14 protein-coding genes are annotated in these 13,465 nt (G+C 70.7%); 7 read left to right on the top strand and 7 right to left on the bottom strand.

What is annotated here, in order from left to right:
* Window positions 1-207 precede the first annotated feature (207 nt).
* Window positions 208-684, top strand: a complete 477-nt coding sequence (locus AC068Z_RS21110) for an SsgA family sporulation/cell division regulator (RefSeq protein ID WP_478557482.1) — start codon at window positions 208-210, stop codon at window positions 682-684.
* 20 nt (window positions 685-704) lie between these two features.
* On the opposite strand, the gene AC068Z_RS21105 is transcribed toward AC068Z_RS21110, so the two are convergent.
* A complete protein-coding gene (locus AC068Z_RS21105) occupies window positions 705-2,075 on the bottom strand; it encodes an FAD-binding oxidoreductase (protein WP_478557479.1) in 1,371 nt (456 codons plus the stop codon).
* A gap of 98 nt (window positions 2,076-2,173) precedes the next feature.
* On the opposite strand from AC068Z_RS21105, the gene AC068Z_RS21100 reads away from it, so the two are divergent.
* On the top strand, window positions 2,174-3,583 hold the full coding sequence (locus tag AC068Z_RS21100; protein ID WP_478557476.1) for a tetratricopeptide repeat protein: 1,410 nt from the start codon (window positions 2,174-2,176) through the stop codon (window positions 3,581-3,583).
* On the opposite strand, the gene hppD is transcribed toward AC068Z_RS21100, so the two are convergent.
* Entirely contained in the window at window positions 3,580-4,725 is a 1,146-nt protein-coding gene (gene hppD, locus AC068Z_RS21095) for a 4-hydroxyphenylpyruvate dioxygenase (RefSeq protein WP_478557473.1), read from the bottom strand. The genes AC068Z_RS21100 and hppD overlap by 4 nt on opposite strands.
* A gap of 124 nt (window positions 4,726-4,849) precedes the next feature.
* Here hppD and AC068Z_RS21090 point away from each other — a divergent pair, with 124 nt between their 5' ends.
* Genes AC068Z_RS21090 through AC068Z_RS21070 form a run of 5 tightly spaced genes read left to right on the top strand, consistent with a single transcriptional unit; the run spans window position 4,850 to window position 9,079 of the window.
* Window positions 4,850-5,344 (top strand): Lrp/AsnC family transcriptional regulator, encoded by a 495-nt coding sequence (locus AC068Z_RS21090; RefSeq protein ID WP_478557470.1) that lies wholly within the window; start codon window positions 4,850-4,852, stop codon window positions 5,342-5,344.
* Between the two features lie 22 nt (window positions 5,345-5,366).
* On the top strand, window positions 5,367-6,014 hold the full coding sequence (locus AC068Z_RS21085) for an ABC transporter permease (protein WP_478558595.1): 648 nt from the start codon (window positions 5,367-5,369) through the stop codon (window positions 6,012-6,014).
* A complete protein-coding gene (locus tag AC068Z_RS21080) occupies window positions 6,007-7,254 on the top strand; it encodes a betaine/proline/choline family ABC transporter ATP-binding protein (RefSeq protein WP_478557467.1) in 1,248 nt (415 codons plus the stop codon). Before AC068Z_RS21085 ends, AC068Z_RS21080 begins: the two co-directional genes overlap by 8 nt.
* Window positions 7,251-8,105 (top strand): ABC transporter permease, encoded by an 855-nt coding sequence (locus AC068Z_RS21075; protein WP_478557464.1) that lies wholly within the window; start codon window positions 7,251-7,253, stop codon window positions 8,103-8,105. The genes AC068Z_RS21080 and AC068Z_RS21075 overlap by 4 nt, the downstream gene beginning before the upstream one ends.
* The gene (locus AC068Z_RS21070) at window positions 8,102-9,079 is read left to right on the top strand and encodes a glycine betaine ABC transporter substrate-binding protein (protein ID WP_478557461.1); all 978 of its coding nucleotides are present in this window, start codon (window positions 8,102-8,104) and stop codon (window positions 9,077-9,079) included. Before AC068Z_RS21075 ends, AC068Z_RS21070 begins: the two co-directional genes overlap by 4 nt.
* On the opposite strand, the gene AC068Z_RS21065 is transcribed toward AC068Z_RS21070, so the two are convergent.
* The 5 genes from AC068Z_RS21065 to AC068Z_RS21045 form a co-directional block, all read right to left on the bottom strand.
* Window positions 9,080-9,871, bottom strand: a complete 792-nt coding sequence (locus tag AC068Z_RS21065; RefSeq protein WP_478557458.1) for a S16 family serine protease — start codon at window positions 9,869-9,871, stop codon at window positions 9,080-9,082.
* Between the two features lie 44 nt (window positions 9,872-9,915).
* Window positions 9,916-10,560 carry an IclR family transcriptional regulator gene (locus tag AC068Z_RS21060; protein WP_478557455.1) on the bottom strand — a complete coding sequence of 215 codons (645 nt, stop codon included), beginning with the start codon at window positions 10,558-10,560 and terminating at the stop codon, window positions 9,916-9,918.
* Window positions 10,561-10,952: 392 nt separating this feature from the next.
* Window positions 10,953-12,746: a DEAD/DEAH box helicase gene (locus AC068Z_RS21055; protein ID WP_478557453.1), complete on the bottom strand. Its 1,794-nt coding sequence runs from the start codon at window positions 12,744-12,746 to the stop codon at window positions 10,953-10,955.
* Window positions 12,747-12,855: 109 nt separating this feature from the next.
* Entirely contained in the window at window positions 12,856-13,230 is a 375-nt protein-coding gene (locus AC068Z_RS21050; RefSeq protein WP_478557451.1) for a type II toxin-antitoxin system death-on-curing family toxin, read from the bottom strand.
* Entirely contained in the window at window positions 13,227-13,427 is a 201-nt protein-coding gene (locus AC068Z_RS21045; protein ID WP_478557449.1) for a CopG family ribbon-helix-helix protein, read from the bottom strand. Before AC068Z_RS21045 ends, AC068Z_RS21050 begins: the two co-directional genes overlap by 4 nt.
* Window positions 13,428-13,465 lie beyond the last annotated feature (38 nt).

The following is a 13,465-nucleotide window of genomic DNA, read 5'->3' as shown; positions in this document are numbered from 1 at the left end:
CGCTCCGGCCATACCGCCCCCTTTCCGGGCATGGTCCGACTGTCCCCTCTGCCGGGGGTAGGGGGTCATCCCCCGGGAAACGCAGCCAGGAGATCCGGAAAAAAGTTCCGCGAACCCGCGTAATGCTCCGGGGCCCACCCCCCTCTCCCTCGTACGGGCCCGCCGAAGGACCCGTACGAGAAGCCACCGGAGAGGACACCGAACGCCATGCACCCCACCGTCGTAGAGCGGGAACTGGAGCTCAAGCTCGTCCTGTCGCCCGAGCGCAGCATCCCCGTCCCGGCCCGGCTGAGTTACACCAGCGATGACCCCTACGCCGTCCACGTCACCTTCCACATCGGCTCCGACCACCCCGTCAACTGGACCTTCGCCCGCGAACTCCTCGTGGAGGGGGTGTTCCGGCCGTGCGGCCACGGGGACGTACGGGTGTGGCCGACGAAGGTCGAGGGCCGCAGCGTCGTGCTGATGGCGCTGAGTTCACCCGACGGGGACGCCCTGCTGGAGGCCCCGGCCGCGCAGGTGTCGGCCTGGCTGGAGCGGACGCTGCGGGTGGTCCCCCCGGGCTCTGAGGCCGAGCAGCTCGGCATCGACGACGGCCTCGCCGAGTTGCTCGCCCCGACCCCGGCCGACGACCTCTGGCTGCGCGACCCCTGGCCGAGCGACGAGTCCCGGGACGCCGAGTGAGCCGTAGAACCGGAGGGGCCTCAGAACAGCTTGCCCGGGTTGAGGATGCCGAGGGGGTCGAAGACCTGCTTGATCCCTCGCTGCAGCTCCACGCCCACCGGGCCGATCTCGCGCGCCAGCCACTCCTTCTTCAGCACGCCCACGCCGTGCTCGCCGGTGATCGTGCCGCCGAGCTCCAGGCCGAGGGCCATGATCTCGTCGAAGGACTCGCGGGCGCGCCGGGACTCGTCGGCGTCCTGCGCGTCGAAGCAGACCGTGGGGTGGGTGTTGCCGTCGCCCGCGTGGGCGACGACCCCGATGGTCAGCTGGTACTTCTCGGCGATCCGCTCGACCCCGTCGAGCATGTCACCGAGCCGGGAGCGCGGCACGCACACGTCGTCGATCATCGTCACGCCCCGCACCGCCTCCAGCGCCGTGAGGGACAACCGCCGTGCCTGGAGCAGCAGTTCGGAGTCGGCGGCGTCCTCGGCCGGTACGACCTGGGTGGCGCCGGCCGCCTCGCACAGTGCCCCGACGGCGGCGAGGTCGGCGGCCGGGTCCGGGGTGTCGAAGGCGGCCAGCAGCAGCGCCTCCGTCGACTCCGGAAGTCCCATGTGCGCCAGGTCGTTGACCGCCTTGACGGTCGTACGGTCCATCAGTTCGAGGAGGGACGGGACGTGTCCGCCGGCCATGATCCGGCACACGGCGTCGCAGGCGGCGGCCGCGGAGGCGAACTCGGCGGCCAGCACCAGCTGCCGCGGCGGCTGCGGCTTGAGCGCCAGGACCGCCCGTACGACGATGCCGAGCGAGCCCTCGGAGCCGACGAACAGCCGGGTCAGGTCGTAGCCCGCGACCCCCTTCGCCGTACGGCGGCCCGTGGTCATGAGGCGTCCGTCGGCCAGCACGACGTCGAGGCCGAGGACGTACTCGGCCGTCACCCCGTACTTCACACAGCACAGGCCGCCCGAGGCGGTGCCGATGTTGCCGCCGATCGTGCACTGTTCCCAGCTGGAGGGGTCCGGCGGGTAGTACAGGCCGTGTTCGCCGACCGCGCGGGACAGGGCCGCGTTGACGACGCCCGGTTCGACGACGGCGATGCGGTCGACCGGGTTGATCTCCAGGATCCGGTCCATCCTGGTCAGGGACAGCACGACACAGCCGTCGGAGGCGTTGGCACCTCCGGACAGGCCGGTGCGGGCGCCCTGCGGGACGACCGGTACACGCAGCTCCGTGGCGGTGCGCATGACGTGCTGGACCTGCTCGACCGTGCGCGGCAGGACGACCACCGCCGGGGTGCCGGCCGGGCAGAAGCTGGCCATGTCGTTGGCGTAGGAGGCCGTGATGTCGGGGTCGGTCAGGACCGCCTCGGCGGGCAGACCGGTGAGCAGACGGTTGACGAGGTCGTGGCTCATGATCACAGCCTCGCACCGGGGGCCATCGGTGTGAACCCCGCCAACGAGGGGCTTTCGGTACGGGAATGTGGTCGTCGTACTGCCGCACAGTGAGCGCCATGGAGAACCAACATCAGGAGCGCCCGCGCGCGGGCAGGCGGGTGCTCGTCGGGGCCGGCGTCGGGTGTGCCCTGCTCGGCGGGATGGTGGCGCTGCTGCCGTGGGGCGGGTCCACGGGCGCGCCCGCCGCTCCGGCGCCGGGCGCGCAGGCGCTGGCGGCGGTCACCACGGGCGTACCGGCCGCGCTGCCCGACCTGGCGGTGCTGATCGGTGAGCGCGAGAGCCACCTGCGGAAGCATCCGAAGGACGCCGAGTCCTGGGCGGTGCTCGGGGCCGCCTACGTGGAGCAGGGGCGGCGGACCGCGGACGCGGGGAACTACCCGAAGGCCGAGCGGATGCTGCGGACCTCGCTCAAGGTGCGGGCGAAGGGCAATGTGGAGGCGCTGAGCGGGCTCGCCGCGCTGGCGGGCGCCCGGCGGGACTTCCCGGCCGCGCGGAAGTGGGGCGAGGCCGCGCTGAGACTGGAACCGAAGCGCTGGACGACGTACCCCCTGCTGATCGACGCCTACACCGGCCTCGGCGATCACAAGGCGGCCAAGAAGAACCTGGACCGGCTGCTGCGACTGCGCTCGGGCCCCGCGGTGCTGGCCCATGCCGGGGCCGTCTACCGCGACCACGGCTGGCGCGAGGACGCGGCGGCCTCCCTCTCCGACGCGGCGGCGGCCGCCGAGGCGCCGGCCGAGCGGGCCGCGTACCTGGAGCGCGGCGGGCAGCTGGCCTTCGAGCGCGGCGACCGCGAGACGGCCCTGCGTCACTTCCAGGCGGCGGTACGGCTCGACCCGGACCAGCGGGCCGCGCAGGCCGGACAGGGCCGGGCGCTCGCGGCCCTGGGCCGCACCACGGAGGCGCTGAGCGCCTACCAGGTGGCCCTCACCAAGCAGCCGCGCCCGCAGTACGCCCTGGAACTGGGCGAGCTGTACGAGTCACTGGGGCTCGGGCAGGCGGCCCGGGTCCAGTACGACCTGCTGCGCGAGCGGGTGCGGAGCGCGGCGGCGGGCGGGGCCGACGAGGAGCTGGTGCTGGGCCTGTTCGAGGCGGACCACGGGGATCCGGCGTCGGCCGTACGACGGTTGCGGGCCGAGTGGCAGCGGCAGCCCGGGATCGCGGTGGCGGACGCGCTGGGGTGGGCGCTGCACCGGGTCGGGGACGACGAACAGGCGCTGCGGTTCGCCAAGGTGGCCACGGACAGGACCAAGGGGGGCGGGGTGCGCAGCGCGCTGTACTCCTACCACCGCGGGATGATCGAGCGGGACCTGGAGCTGACGGGTCCCGCCCGGCGGCATCTGGAGGAGGCGCTGCGGATCAATCCGTACTTCTCGACGCTGCACGTGGCGAAGGCCCGCCGGGCTCTGGACGAGCTGGGCGAGCCTTCGCTGGAGGCGCCTGCGGAGGCGGCTGCGGAGTCCTAGAGGTTGCCCCGCTTGGCCTGCTCGCGCTCGATGGCCTCGAACAGGGCCTTGAAGTTGCCCTTGCCGAAGCCCATCGAGCCGTGGCGCTCGATGATCTCGAAGAACACCGTCGGGCGGTCCTGGACCGGCTTGGTGAAGATCTGCAGCAGGTAGCCGTCCTCGTCGCGGTCGGCGAGGATCTTCAGCTCGCGCAGGGTCTCCACGGGCACGCGGGTGTCGCCGACCCACTCGCCGAGGGTGTCGTAGTACGAGTCCGGGGTGTCGAGGAACTGCACCCCGGCCGCGCGCATGGTGCGTACCGTCGCGACGATGTCGCCCGAGTTCAGCGCGATGTGCTGGACGCCGGCGCCGCCGTAGAACTCGAGGTACTCGTCGATCTGGGACTTCTTCTTGGCGATGGCGGGCTCGTTGATCGGGAACTTGACCTTGAGCGTGCCGTCGGCCACCACCTTCGACATCAGCGCGCTGTACTCGGTCGCGATGTCGTCGCCCACGAACTCCTTCATGTTCGTGAAGCCCATGACCTTGTTGTAGAAGCCGACCCATTCGTTCATCCGGCCGAGTTCCACGTTGCCGACGCAGTGGTCGATGGCCTGGAAGGTGCGCTGGGCGGGCGGCTCGACGATCGGCTTCGCCGCCACGAAACCGGGCAGGTAGGGGCCGTCGTAGCCGGTGCGCTCGACGAGGGTGTGGCGGGTCTCGCCGTAGGTGGCGATGGCGGCGAGGACGACGGTGCCGTGCTCGTCCTTCAGCTCGTACGGCTCGGTGACCGAGCGGGCGCCGTGCTCGAGGGCGTAGGCGTACGCGGCACGCGCGTCCGGGACCTCGATGGACAGGTCGACGACGCCGTCGCCGTGCTCGGCCACGTGCTCCTTGAGGAAGCGGCCCCAGTCGGTGGCGGGCTTGATCACCGAGGTGAACACGAAGCGGGCGGAGCCGTTCTCCAGGACGTACGAGGCGGTCTCGCGGCTGCCGTTCTCCGGTCCGGAGTAGGCGACCAGCTGCATGCCGAAGGCGGTGGAGTAGTAGTGCGCCGCCTGCTTGGCGTTGCCCACGGCGAAGACGACCGCGTCCATTCCCTTGACCGGGAAGGGGTCGGCCTGCCGGGCGGTGTCGGGAGTGTGGTCTGTGGTCTGCGTCATAGCGGCAGGGTGGCCCGGACCCGCAAGGTGCGCAATAGTTCGCAGAATCGCTGAACAATGTGCCCAGTGATACGTCAGCCTCGGCGGGCTTTCTGTACAGGATGACCAGTGTCGGGAGGGTCCCGTGGGGATCGATCAGCTGGACGGCCGCATCATCGTGCTGCTCGCGCGGGAGCCGCGGATCGGGGTGCTGGAGATGTCCCGGCGGCTCGGTGTGGCGCGCGGGACCGTGCAGGCGCGGCTCGACCGGCTTCAGTCGAACGGAGTCATCCGGGGGTTCGGTCCGCAGGTCGACCCGGCGGCGCTCGGCTACCCGGTCACCGCCTTCGCCACGCTCCAGATCCGGCAGGGCCAAGGACCCGACGTGCGGGCGCACTTGGCGACGGTGCCGGAGGTGCTGGAGCTGCACACGACCACCGGCAGCGGGGACATGCTGTGCCGGCTCGTGGCCCGCTCGAACGCCGATCTGCAGCGGGTCATCGACCGGGTTGTCGGTTTTGATGGGATCGTCCGGGCCTCCACCGCGATCGTGATGGAGAACCCCGTGCCGCTGCGGATCATCCCGTTGGTCCAGCAGGCGGCACTCGGGGAGCAGGCGGAGGGCCGGGAGAGGAGCTGATTCGACTGCTGGGGTGAGCGATGTGAACTTCTGGGAGTACCTGGGCACCAACCAGCAGGAGTTGCTCGCGGACGCGTACCAGCATGCGAGCGCCGTGTTCCAGTGCATGGTCGTGGCGACCGTGCTGGGCGTGTTGATCGGTGTGCTGACCTACCGAAGCGAGCTGGCCGCGAACATCGCGACGACGACCACCTCGACCTTCCTGACCATTCCCTCGCTCGCCATGATCGGTCTGCTCATCCCGATCGTGGGGCTGGGCGTACCGCCCACGGTGATCGCCCTGACGCTGTACGGGCTGCTGCCGATCGTGCGCAACGCGATCGTGGGGCTGCGCGGGGTCGACCCGACCCTGGTGGACGCGGCCAAGGGCATCGGGATGTCACGACTGCTGCGACTGGCCCGGATCGAGCTGCCGCTCGCCTGGCCGCCGATCCTGACCGGGATCCGCGTCTCGACCCAGATGCTGATGGGCATCGCGGCGATCGCGGCCTACGCCTCCGGACCCGGCCTCGGCAACGAGATCTTCCGCGGGATCGCCTCCCTCGGCAGCAAGAACGCGCTGAACCAAGTGCTCGCGGGCACGCTCGGGATCATCGTCCTGGCCCTGCTGTTCGACGCCGCGTACGTCCTGATCGGACGGCTGACCATTCCCAGGGGGATCCGTGCCTGAGTCCAGTGCCTCCGGCACGTCCGGTGCCTCGATCGAGCTGGAGAACCTGACCAAGCGGTACCCGGGCAACCCCAGCCCGGCGGTCGACAGCGTCAACATGGAGATCCAGGCGGGCGAGATCGTCATCTTCGTCGGGCCGTCCGGCTGCGGGAAGTCCACGACGCTCAAGATGATCAACCGGTTGATCGAACCGACCGGCGGCCGGATCCGGATCAACGGCGAGGACGTCACCGACATCGACCCGGTGAAGCTGCGCCGCAAGGTCGGGTACGCGATCCAGTCGGCCGGTCTCTTCCCGCACATGACGGTCGCGCAGAACATCGCGCTGGTGCCGAAGATGGTCGGCTGGCCGAAGGGGCGGATCAAGGGCCGGGTGGAGGAGCTGCTGGACCTGGTCGGGCTCGACCCCGGGGAGTTCCACGGCCGCTATCCGCGTCAGCTCTCCGGGGGCCAGCAGCAGCGGGTCGGGGTGGCCCGGGCGCTGGCCGCCGATCCCCCGGTGCTGCTGATGGACGAGCCGTTCGGCGCGGTCGATCCGATCACCCGGGACCATCTGCAGGACGAGTTGATCAGGTTGCAGCACGAGCTGCACAAGACGATCGTCTTCGTCACGCACGACTTCGACGAGGCGATCAAGCTGGGCGACCGGATCGCCGTACTGCGCGAACACTCGCACATCGCTCAGTTCGACACCCCGGAGGCCATCCTCACCAACCCGGCCGACGACTTCGTCTCCGGGTTCGTCGGCGCCGGGGCGGCGCTGAAGCGGCTGAACCTCACCCGCGTGCGGGACGTGGAGATCCGGGAGTATCCGACGGTCACCGTCGACGACCCGCTCCAGGAGATCTTCAACAAGCTCCGCTCCAGCGGCACCAACGAGATCCTGCTGCTCGACAAGCGCCGCCGCCCCTACAAGTGGCTGCGCCGCGGCGATCTGATGCGGGCCAGAGGTTCCCTGGCCCGCGCCGGCACCCTCGTGCACGACACGGTCACCCGGGACGCCACGCTCCGGGACGCCCTGGAGGCGGTGCTCACCGACAACGCGGGCCGGGTCGCAGTCACCGGGCGGCGCGGTGAGTACGACGGGGTGGTGGACATGGAGACGCTGATGAACTCCGTGCACGAGCTCCTGGAGGCGGACCGGCTCGAGGCGATCGAGCACCAGCACGAGCTGGAGTCCGCCCGGGCCCCCCAGACGCACGCCGAGCAGGAGGGCGACGGAGGGGAGAAGAAGGCGTGACGACCTCTCCGGACCAGGAACGCCCCGACGGCGAGCACGAGGTCAAGGGGCTCGCCTTCCGTGACGAGGGCGAGGCCGAGCAGGAGGCGCCCCCGCCCCCGCAGGTGACCGGGCGCCGGGTGACCTGGCAGAAGCTGACCGTCCTGCCGGCCCTGCTGGTGGCGTTGCTGCTGGCGACCTGGCTGTGGTTCCAGCAGGCCGACCTGGACGAGATCTCCGAGAACGCCCTGTCGGACGGAGAAGTCTCGAAGGCGCTGTGGCAGCACGTGGAGCTGACGGTGATCTCCACGTTCTTCGTGCTGATCATCGCGATCCCGCTGGGTATCCTGCTGACCCGCAAGGCGTTCCGCAAGGCGACCCCGGTGGCCATGACCATCGCCAACATGGGCCAGGCGACCCCGGCGATCGGTCTGCTCGCGCTGCTGGTGATCTGGCTCGGCACGGGGATGAAGTCGGCCCTGATCGGCATCACCCTCTACGCCATCCTGCCCGTGCTGTCGAACACGATCGCGGGTCTGAAGGCGAACGACCCGACGCTGCTGGAGGCGGCGAGGGGCATCGGGATGTCCCCCGTGGGCGTGCTGTCCCGGGTGGAACTGCCGCTGGCGGTCCCCCTGATCCTCGCGGGCGTCCGCACGGCGCTCGTCCTCAACGTCGGTACGGCGACGCTGGCGACCTTCGGCGGGGGCGGCGGCCTGGGTGTGCTGATCACGACGGGCATCACGACCCAGCGCATGCCGGTGCTGGTGCTCGGCTCGGTCCTCACGGTGGCGCTGGCGCTGTTGGTGGACTGGCTGGCGTCGCTGGCGGAACTGCTGCTCAGGCCGCGGGGGCTGGAGGTGGGGACGTGAGAAGGAGCGCGTGTCTGCTGCTGGCCGGGGCACTGCTGTCGGGTTCCGGGTTGCTGTCGGGCTGCGGGCTGACGAGCGGTTCGCCGATGGTCGACGACGTCGTCCCCGGTTCGATCGGCCAGGGGCAGCCGCTGAAGGGCGCCGACCTGACGGTGACCTCGAAGGAGTTCACCGAGCAGCTCATCCTCGGCGCGATCATGGGCATCGCCTTCGAGGCGGCGGGGGCGGAGGTGCTCGACCGCACCGGGATCCAGGGGTCGATCGGGGCGCGGGAGGCGGTCAAGTCAGGGGACGCGGACGGGATGTACGAGTACACGGGCACCGCCTGGATCACGTACCTGGGCAACAGCGAGCCCATCGACAACCCGCGCGAGCAGTGGGAGGCGGTGCGGGACGCGGACCTGAAGAACGGGCTGACCTGGCTGGAGCCCTCGGCCCTGAACAACACCTACGCGCTGGCGATGAACCAGGACAACTTCAGGAAGTACGGCACGAAGACCCTGTCCGACGTGGCCGAACTGGCGACGACCGACCCCGGCGCGGTGACGCTGTGCGTGGAGAGCGAGTTCGCCAACCGCGCGGACGGCCTGCCGGGCATGGAGAAGGAGTACGGGATGAGCATCCCGGCCGGGAACATCACACAGATGGACACCGGGATCATCTACACCCAGGCGGCGAAGGGCAGTTGCACCTACGGCGAGGTCTTCACGACGGACGGCCGCATCAAGTCCATGAACCTGGTGGTCATGGAGGACGACAAGAAGTTCTTCCCCAATTACAACGCGGCCCCCGAGATCAACTCCGGAACGCTGAAGGAGTACCCGGAGATCGCGGAGATCCTGGCCCCGGTGACGGCGGCCCTGGACAACGCGGTGGCGCGGGAACTGAACGCCAAGGTGGATGTCGAGGGCGAGGACCCGCACGAGGTGGCCCTGGACTGGATGCTGGAGCAGGGGTTCGTGAAGGAGGGCTGACTAGCAGCTCGGCACCCCGCCCGCGCCCTTCTCCAGGGCGGTCAGGGAGTCGATGGCGCCCTCGAGGGTGGTGACCGGGATGAGGCGCAGGCCCTTGGGCAGTTCCGCCTTGGCGTCGGAGCACTCGGCCTTGGGGACGAGGAACACGGTCGCGCCGTCCCGGTGCGCGGCCTGTGTCTTCAGCGCCACGCCGCCCACGGGGCCGACCTTGCCGTCGGCGGCGATGGTTCCGGTGCCGGCGACGGTGCGGCCGCCGGTGAGGTCGCCGCCGGAGCCGTCGCCGTCCAGCTTGTCGACGATGCCGAGCGAGAAGAGCAGGCCGGCGCTGGGGCCGCCGACGTCGGCGAGCTCCAGATCGACATCGATCTTGTCGGAGTCGAGGTCGAGGTAGTTCAGGGCGGCCTCGGTGGCGGCGTCCTGGGACTTGCGCATCTGCTCGGTGTTGTACTTCTCGATCTCGTCGGTGCTCTTGTCGCCGGGGTAGACCGAGTCACGGGGCATGACGGCGCGGTCGGTCCGGAACCAGGAGTCGAGAATGTCCCCGAGCGACACACTGGCATCGGGCCCGGTGGCCTCGATGGTCGTCATCCGCAACTGTCCCTCGGTCTCCCGGGTGGCGGCCCCCTCGATCGTGATCACCGGCTCCCCCTTGTTCTCCCCCAGCACATCCGCCGTCATCCCGGGCTGCGTGAGCGCGAACGGCAACGGCGCGAAGGCGGCGGCCGCCAGCAGCCCGACGACGGGCAGAGCACAGACGACGAGGGCCTGGGGGCGAGAGAGACGAGAGAGCACGAGGTCAATCTAACGTGACGGCGATCCGGCGGAGCCCCGGGCGGTCAGCGCAGCGCCTCCGCCACTTCTCGCGCCGCGTCCACCACGCGCGGGCCGACCCGCTCCGGTACCGCGTCCGCCAGCATGACCACGCCCACGCTGCCCTCCACCCCGGTCACCCCCAGCAGCGGCGCCGCCGCTCCGCTCGCGCCCGCCTCCAGTTCGCCGTGGGTCAGGGTGTAGCCGGGTTCCTCCAGGCGATCCTGGCGGCGGGCCGACAGGATCGCCTTGCCCGCCGCGCCCCGCTCCAGGGGGTGCCGGAAGCCCGCGCGGTACGCCACGTGGTAGTCCGTCCAGGTCGGCTCGACCACCGCCACGGCCAGCGCCTCGGCGCCGTCCACCAGCGTCAGATGCGCGGTCGCCCCGATGTCCTCCGCCAGCGACCGCAGCGCGGGCAGCGCCGCCTCCCGTACCAGCGGATGCACCTGGCGGCCGAGGCGCAGCACTCCGAGACCCACCCGGGCCCGGCCGCCCAGATCACGGCGTACTAGGGCGTGCTGCTCCAGCGTGGCGAGCAACCGGTACACCACGGTCCGGTTCACGCCCAGTTTGTTGGAAAGCTCGGTGACGGTCAGCCCGTGGTCCGTGTCGGCCAGCAGTTTGAGGACCCGCAGTCCCCGGTCGAGCGTCTGGGAGGTCTCCGCGGTCACGACGCCCACTCCTTAGTGGTGAGGTCGGCGGCCCCCTCGCGGCAGATGCGTCACCGAGTCCCGTCGGCGACGCGCTTCAGAGGCCGCCGATCGGCCGGCGGCCCGGCATGTCCGGACCGCGTCGCTTCACGGCTGCGCTCCGCGGCGGCGCTGCCACGGGGCGTGTGCGTAGCGGGACAGTAGCGAAGCCGGTTCGCTGAGCGGAAGGCTCCGTCCAGAATCCGGGCATCGGCCGGTACGGCACGCCTGTGTTTGTCCGGATACGCACAGCGCACGAGAGACGCGAAGCGCCTCAGGGGCGCGGGGAACTGCGCGACCGGCCCCCACCGGCCCGGAGCCAAAAACCCGACTGGCACCACCCCACGGAACCGGCGAAGGCACAGCGCCCAACGTCACCGCATGCGCGTGGCCCACTCCTGCACCTTGGCGATGCGCTGCCGCAGCTGCCCCGCCGTGGCCTCCGCGCTCGGCGGCCCCCCGCACACGCGGCGCAGCTCGGTGTGGATCACCCCGTGGGGCTTGCCGCTCTGATGGACGTACGCGCTGACCATCGTGTTCAGCTGCTTGCGCAGCTCCATCATCTCCTTGTGTGAGACGACGGGCCGCCGCTCGGCGGGCAGCTCCAGCAGGTCCGCCTCGGTGTCCGGCTTCTTCCGGCTGTGCGCGATCTGCCGGGCCTGCCGCTTCTGGAGCAGCAGCTGCACCTGGTCGGGTTCGAGGAGCCCCGGGATGCCGAGGTAGTCCTGCTCCTCCTCACTCCCCGGGTGCGCCTGCATACCGAACTCGGCGCCGTCGTAGAGGACCCGGTCGAAGACGGCGTCGGACTCCAGCGCCTCGAAGGGCAGCATGTCCTGCTCGCCGGTGTCCTCGTCCTGCTCCTTGTTCGCCTCCTCCATCTCCTTCTCGGATTCGGCGTACGGGTCCTCCTCGCCCTCCTTCTTCGGCTTGTCGAGGGCGTGGTCGCGCTCGACCTCCATCTCGTTGGCGAAGGTGAGGAGGTCGGGGATGGTCGGCAGGAACACTGACGCGGTCTCGCCGCGGCGACGCGACCGCACGAAGCGGCCGACGGCCTGTGCGAAGAACAGCGGCGTGGAGATCGTCGTGGCGTAGACGCCGACCGCGAGGCGGGGCACGTCGACGCCCTCGGACACCATGCGGACGGCGACCATCCAGCGGTCGTTGCTCCCGCTGAAGTCGTCGATCCGCTTGGACGCGCCGGTGTCGTCGGACAGGACGAGGGTCGCCTTGCTGCCGGTGATCTCACGGATGAGCTTGGCGTAGGAGCGGGCGGAGTCCTGGTCGGAGGCGATGACGAGGGCGCCCGCGTCCGGGATGGCCTTCCTGACCTCGGTCAGCCGCTGGTCGGCGGCGCGCAGCACGCTCGGCATCCAGTCGCCGCGCGGATCGAGCGCGGTGCGCCAGGCCTGCGACACGGCGTCCTTGGTCATCGGCTCGCCGAGCCGGGCGGCGATCTCGTCGCCGGCCTTGGTCCGCCAGCGCATGTTGCCGCTGTAGGAGAGGAAGATGACGGGCCGGACGACACCGTCGGAGAGGGCGGAACCGTAGCCGTAGGTGTAGTCGGCGGCCGAGCGCCGGATCCCCGCGTTGTCCTCCTCGTACGTCACGAAGGGGATGGGGTTGGTGTCGGACCGGAAGGGCGTACCGGTGAGCGCGAGGCGGCGCGTGGCGGGCTCGAAGGCCTCCAGGCACGCCTCGCCCCAGGACTTGGAGTCACCGGCGTGGTGGATCTCGTCGAGGATGACGAGGGTCTTGCGCTGCTCGACGCGGTTGCGGTGCAGCATGGGCCGTACGCCGACACCCGCGTAGGTCACGGCGACGCCCTGGTAGTCCTTGCCGAGCGGGCCGGCGCTGTACTCGGGGTCGAGCTTGATCCCTATCCGCGCGGCGGCCTCGGCCCACTGCTTCTTCAGGTGCTCGGTCGGCGCGACCACGGTCACCTGCTGCACGACGTGATGGTGCAGCAGCCAGGAGGCGAGGGTCAGGGCGAAGGTCGTCTTGCCCGCGCCCGGGGTCGCGACCGCGAGGAAGTCCCGCGGCTGTTCCTGGATGTACTTCTCCATCGCCCCCTGCTGCCAGGCACGCAGCTTGCTGGCGGTACCCCAGGGGGCACGGCCGGGGAAGGCGGGGGAAAGGTGGTGGGAGGTGGAGGCGGCGGAGGTAGTCACGGTCTCCGTGGGGTTCGGGCGGCTGCGTATGACGACCGAGTCACCCTACCGGCGCCCGGCCGCTGTCAACGCGCGCACCGGGCCGGGTCACCCACGGGTGGGACCGACGTCACAGCGCCCGCAGCCGTCGCGCGATCACCGGGATCTCCCTCTCGACCCCGGCCGCCACATCGATGACCAGGTCATACGCGGTGTCCTGGTCGCAGTCGACGAGGTCGACGCCGTTGACCCCGAGGAAGGTCGCGGCGGCGAGCCAGGCGGTGCGCTTGTTCCCGTCCACGAGGGGGTGGTTGGCGGCGAGTCCGTGCAGCAGCGCGGCGGCCTGCTCGTACGGATCGCCATAGGCCTCCGCCCCGAACATCCGCGCTCGCGACCGGCGTACGGCAGAGGCGAACAGCCCCGGGTCCCGCACCTCGGGCGCCCGCCCGCCGAAGGCGATCCGGGCGATGACCTCGGCCTCCGCGACGGTGAGATGCCTGGTCATTCGCCGAGCCTGCGCAGCAGATCGGCGTGCGCGTCCGCCAGCACTTCGGCGGTCACCGTCACCGCCGAGGCCTCCTTCGCCACCCGCCGAGTCACGGCGTCCAGCGCTAGGTCCTCGGGACTACGGCCGGTCGCGTCCGCGAGGTCGTCGAGTCGCCGCCGGAGGTCGGGCGGGAGGCGCAGGGTCAGCTCGTGCATGCCGTGAAGCTACCGCCGCCGGTCACGGCTCTGCGACC

Source organism: Streptomyces sp. NPDC043726, assembly GCF_056436565.1.
Note: the sequence above shows the minus strand (reverse complement) of the source record. Positions and strands in the feature narration are given on the sequence as shown.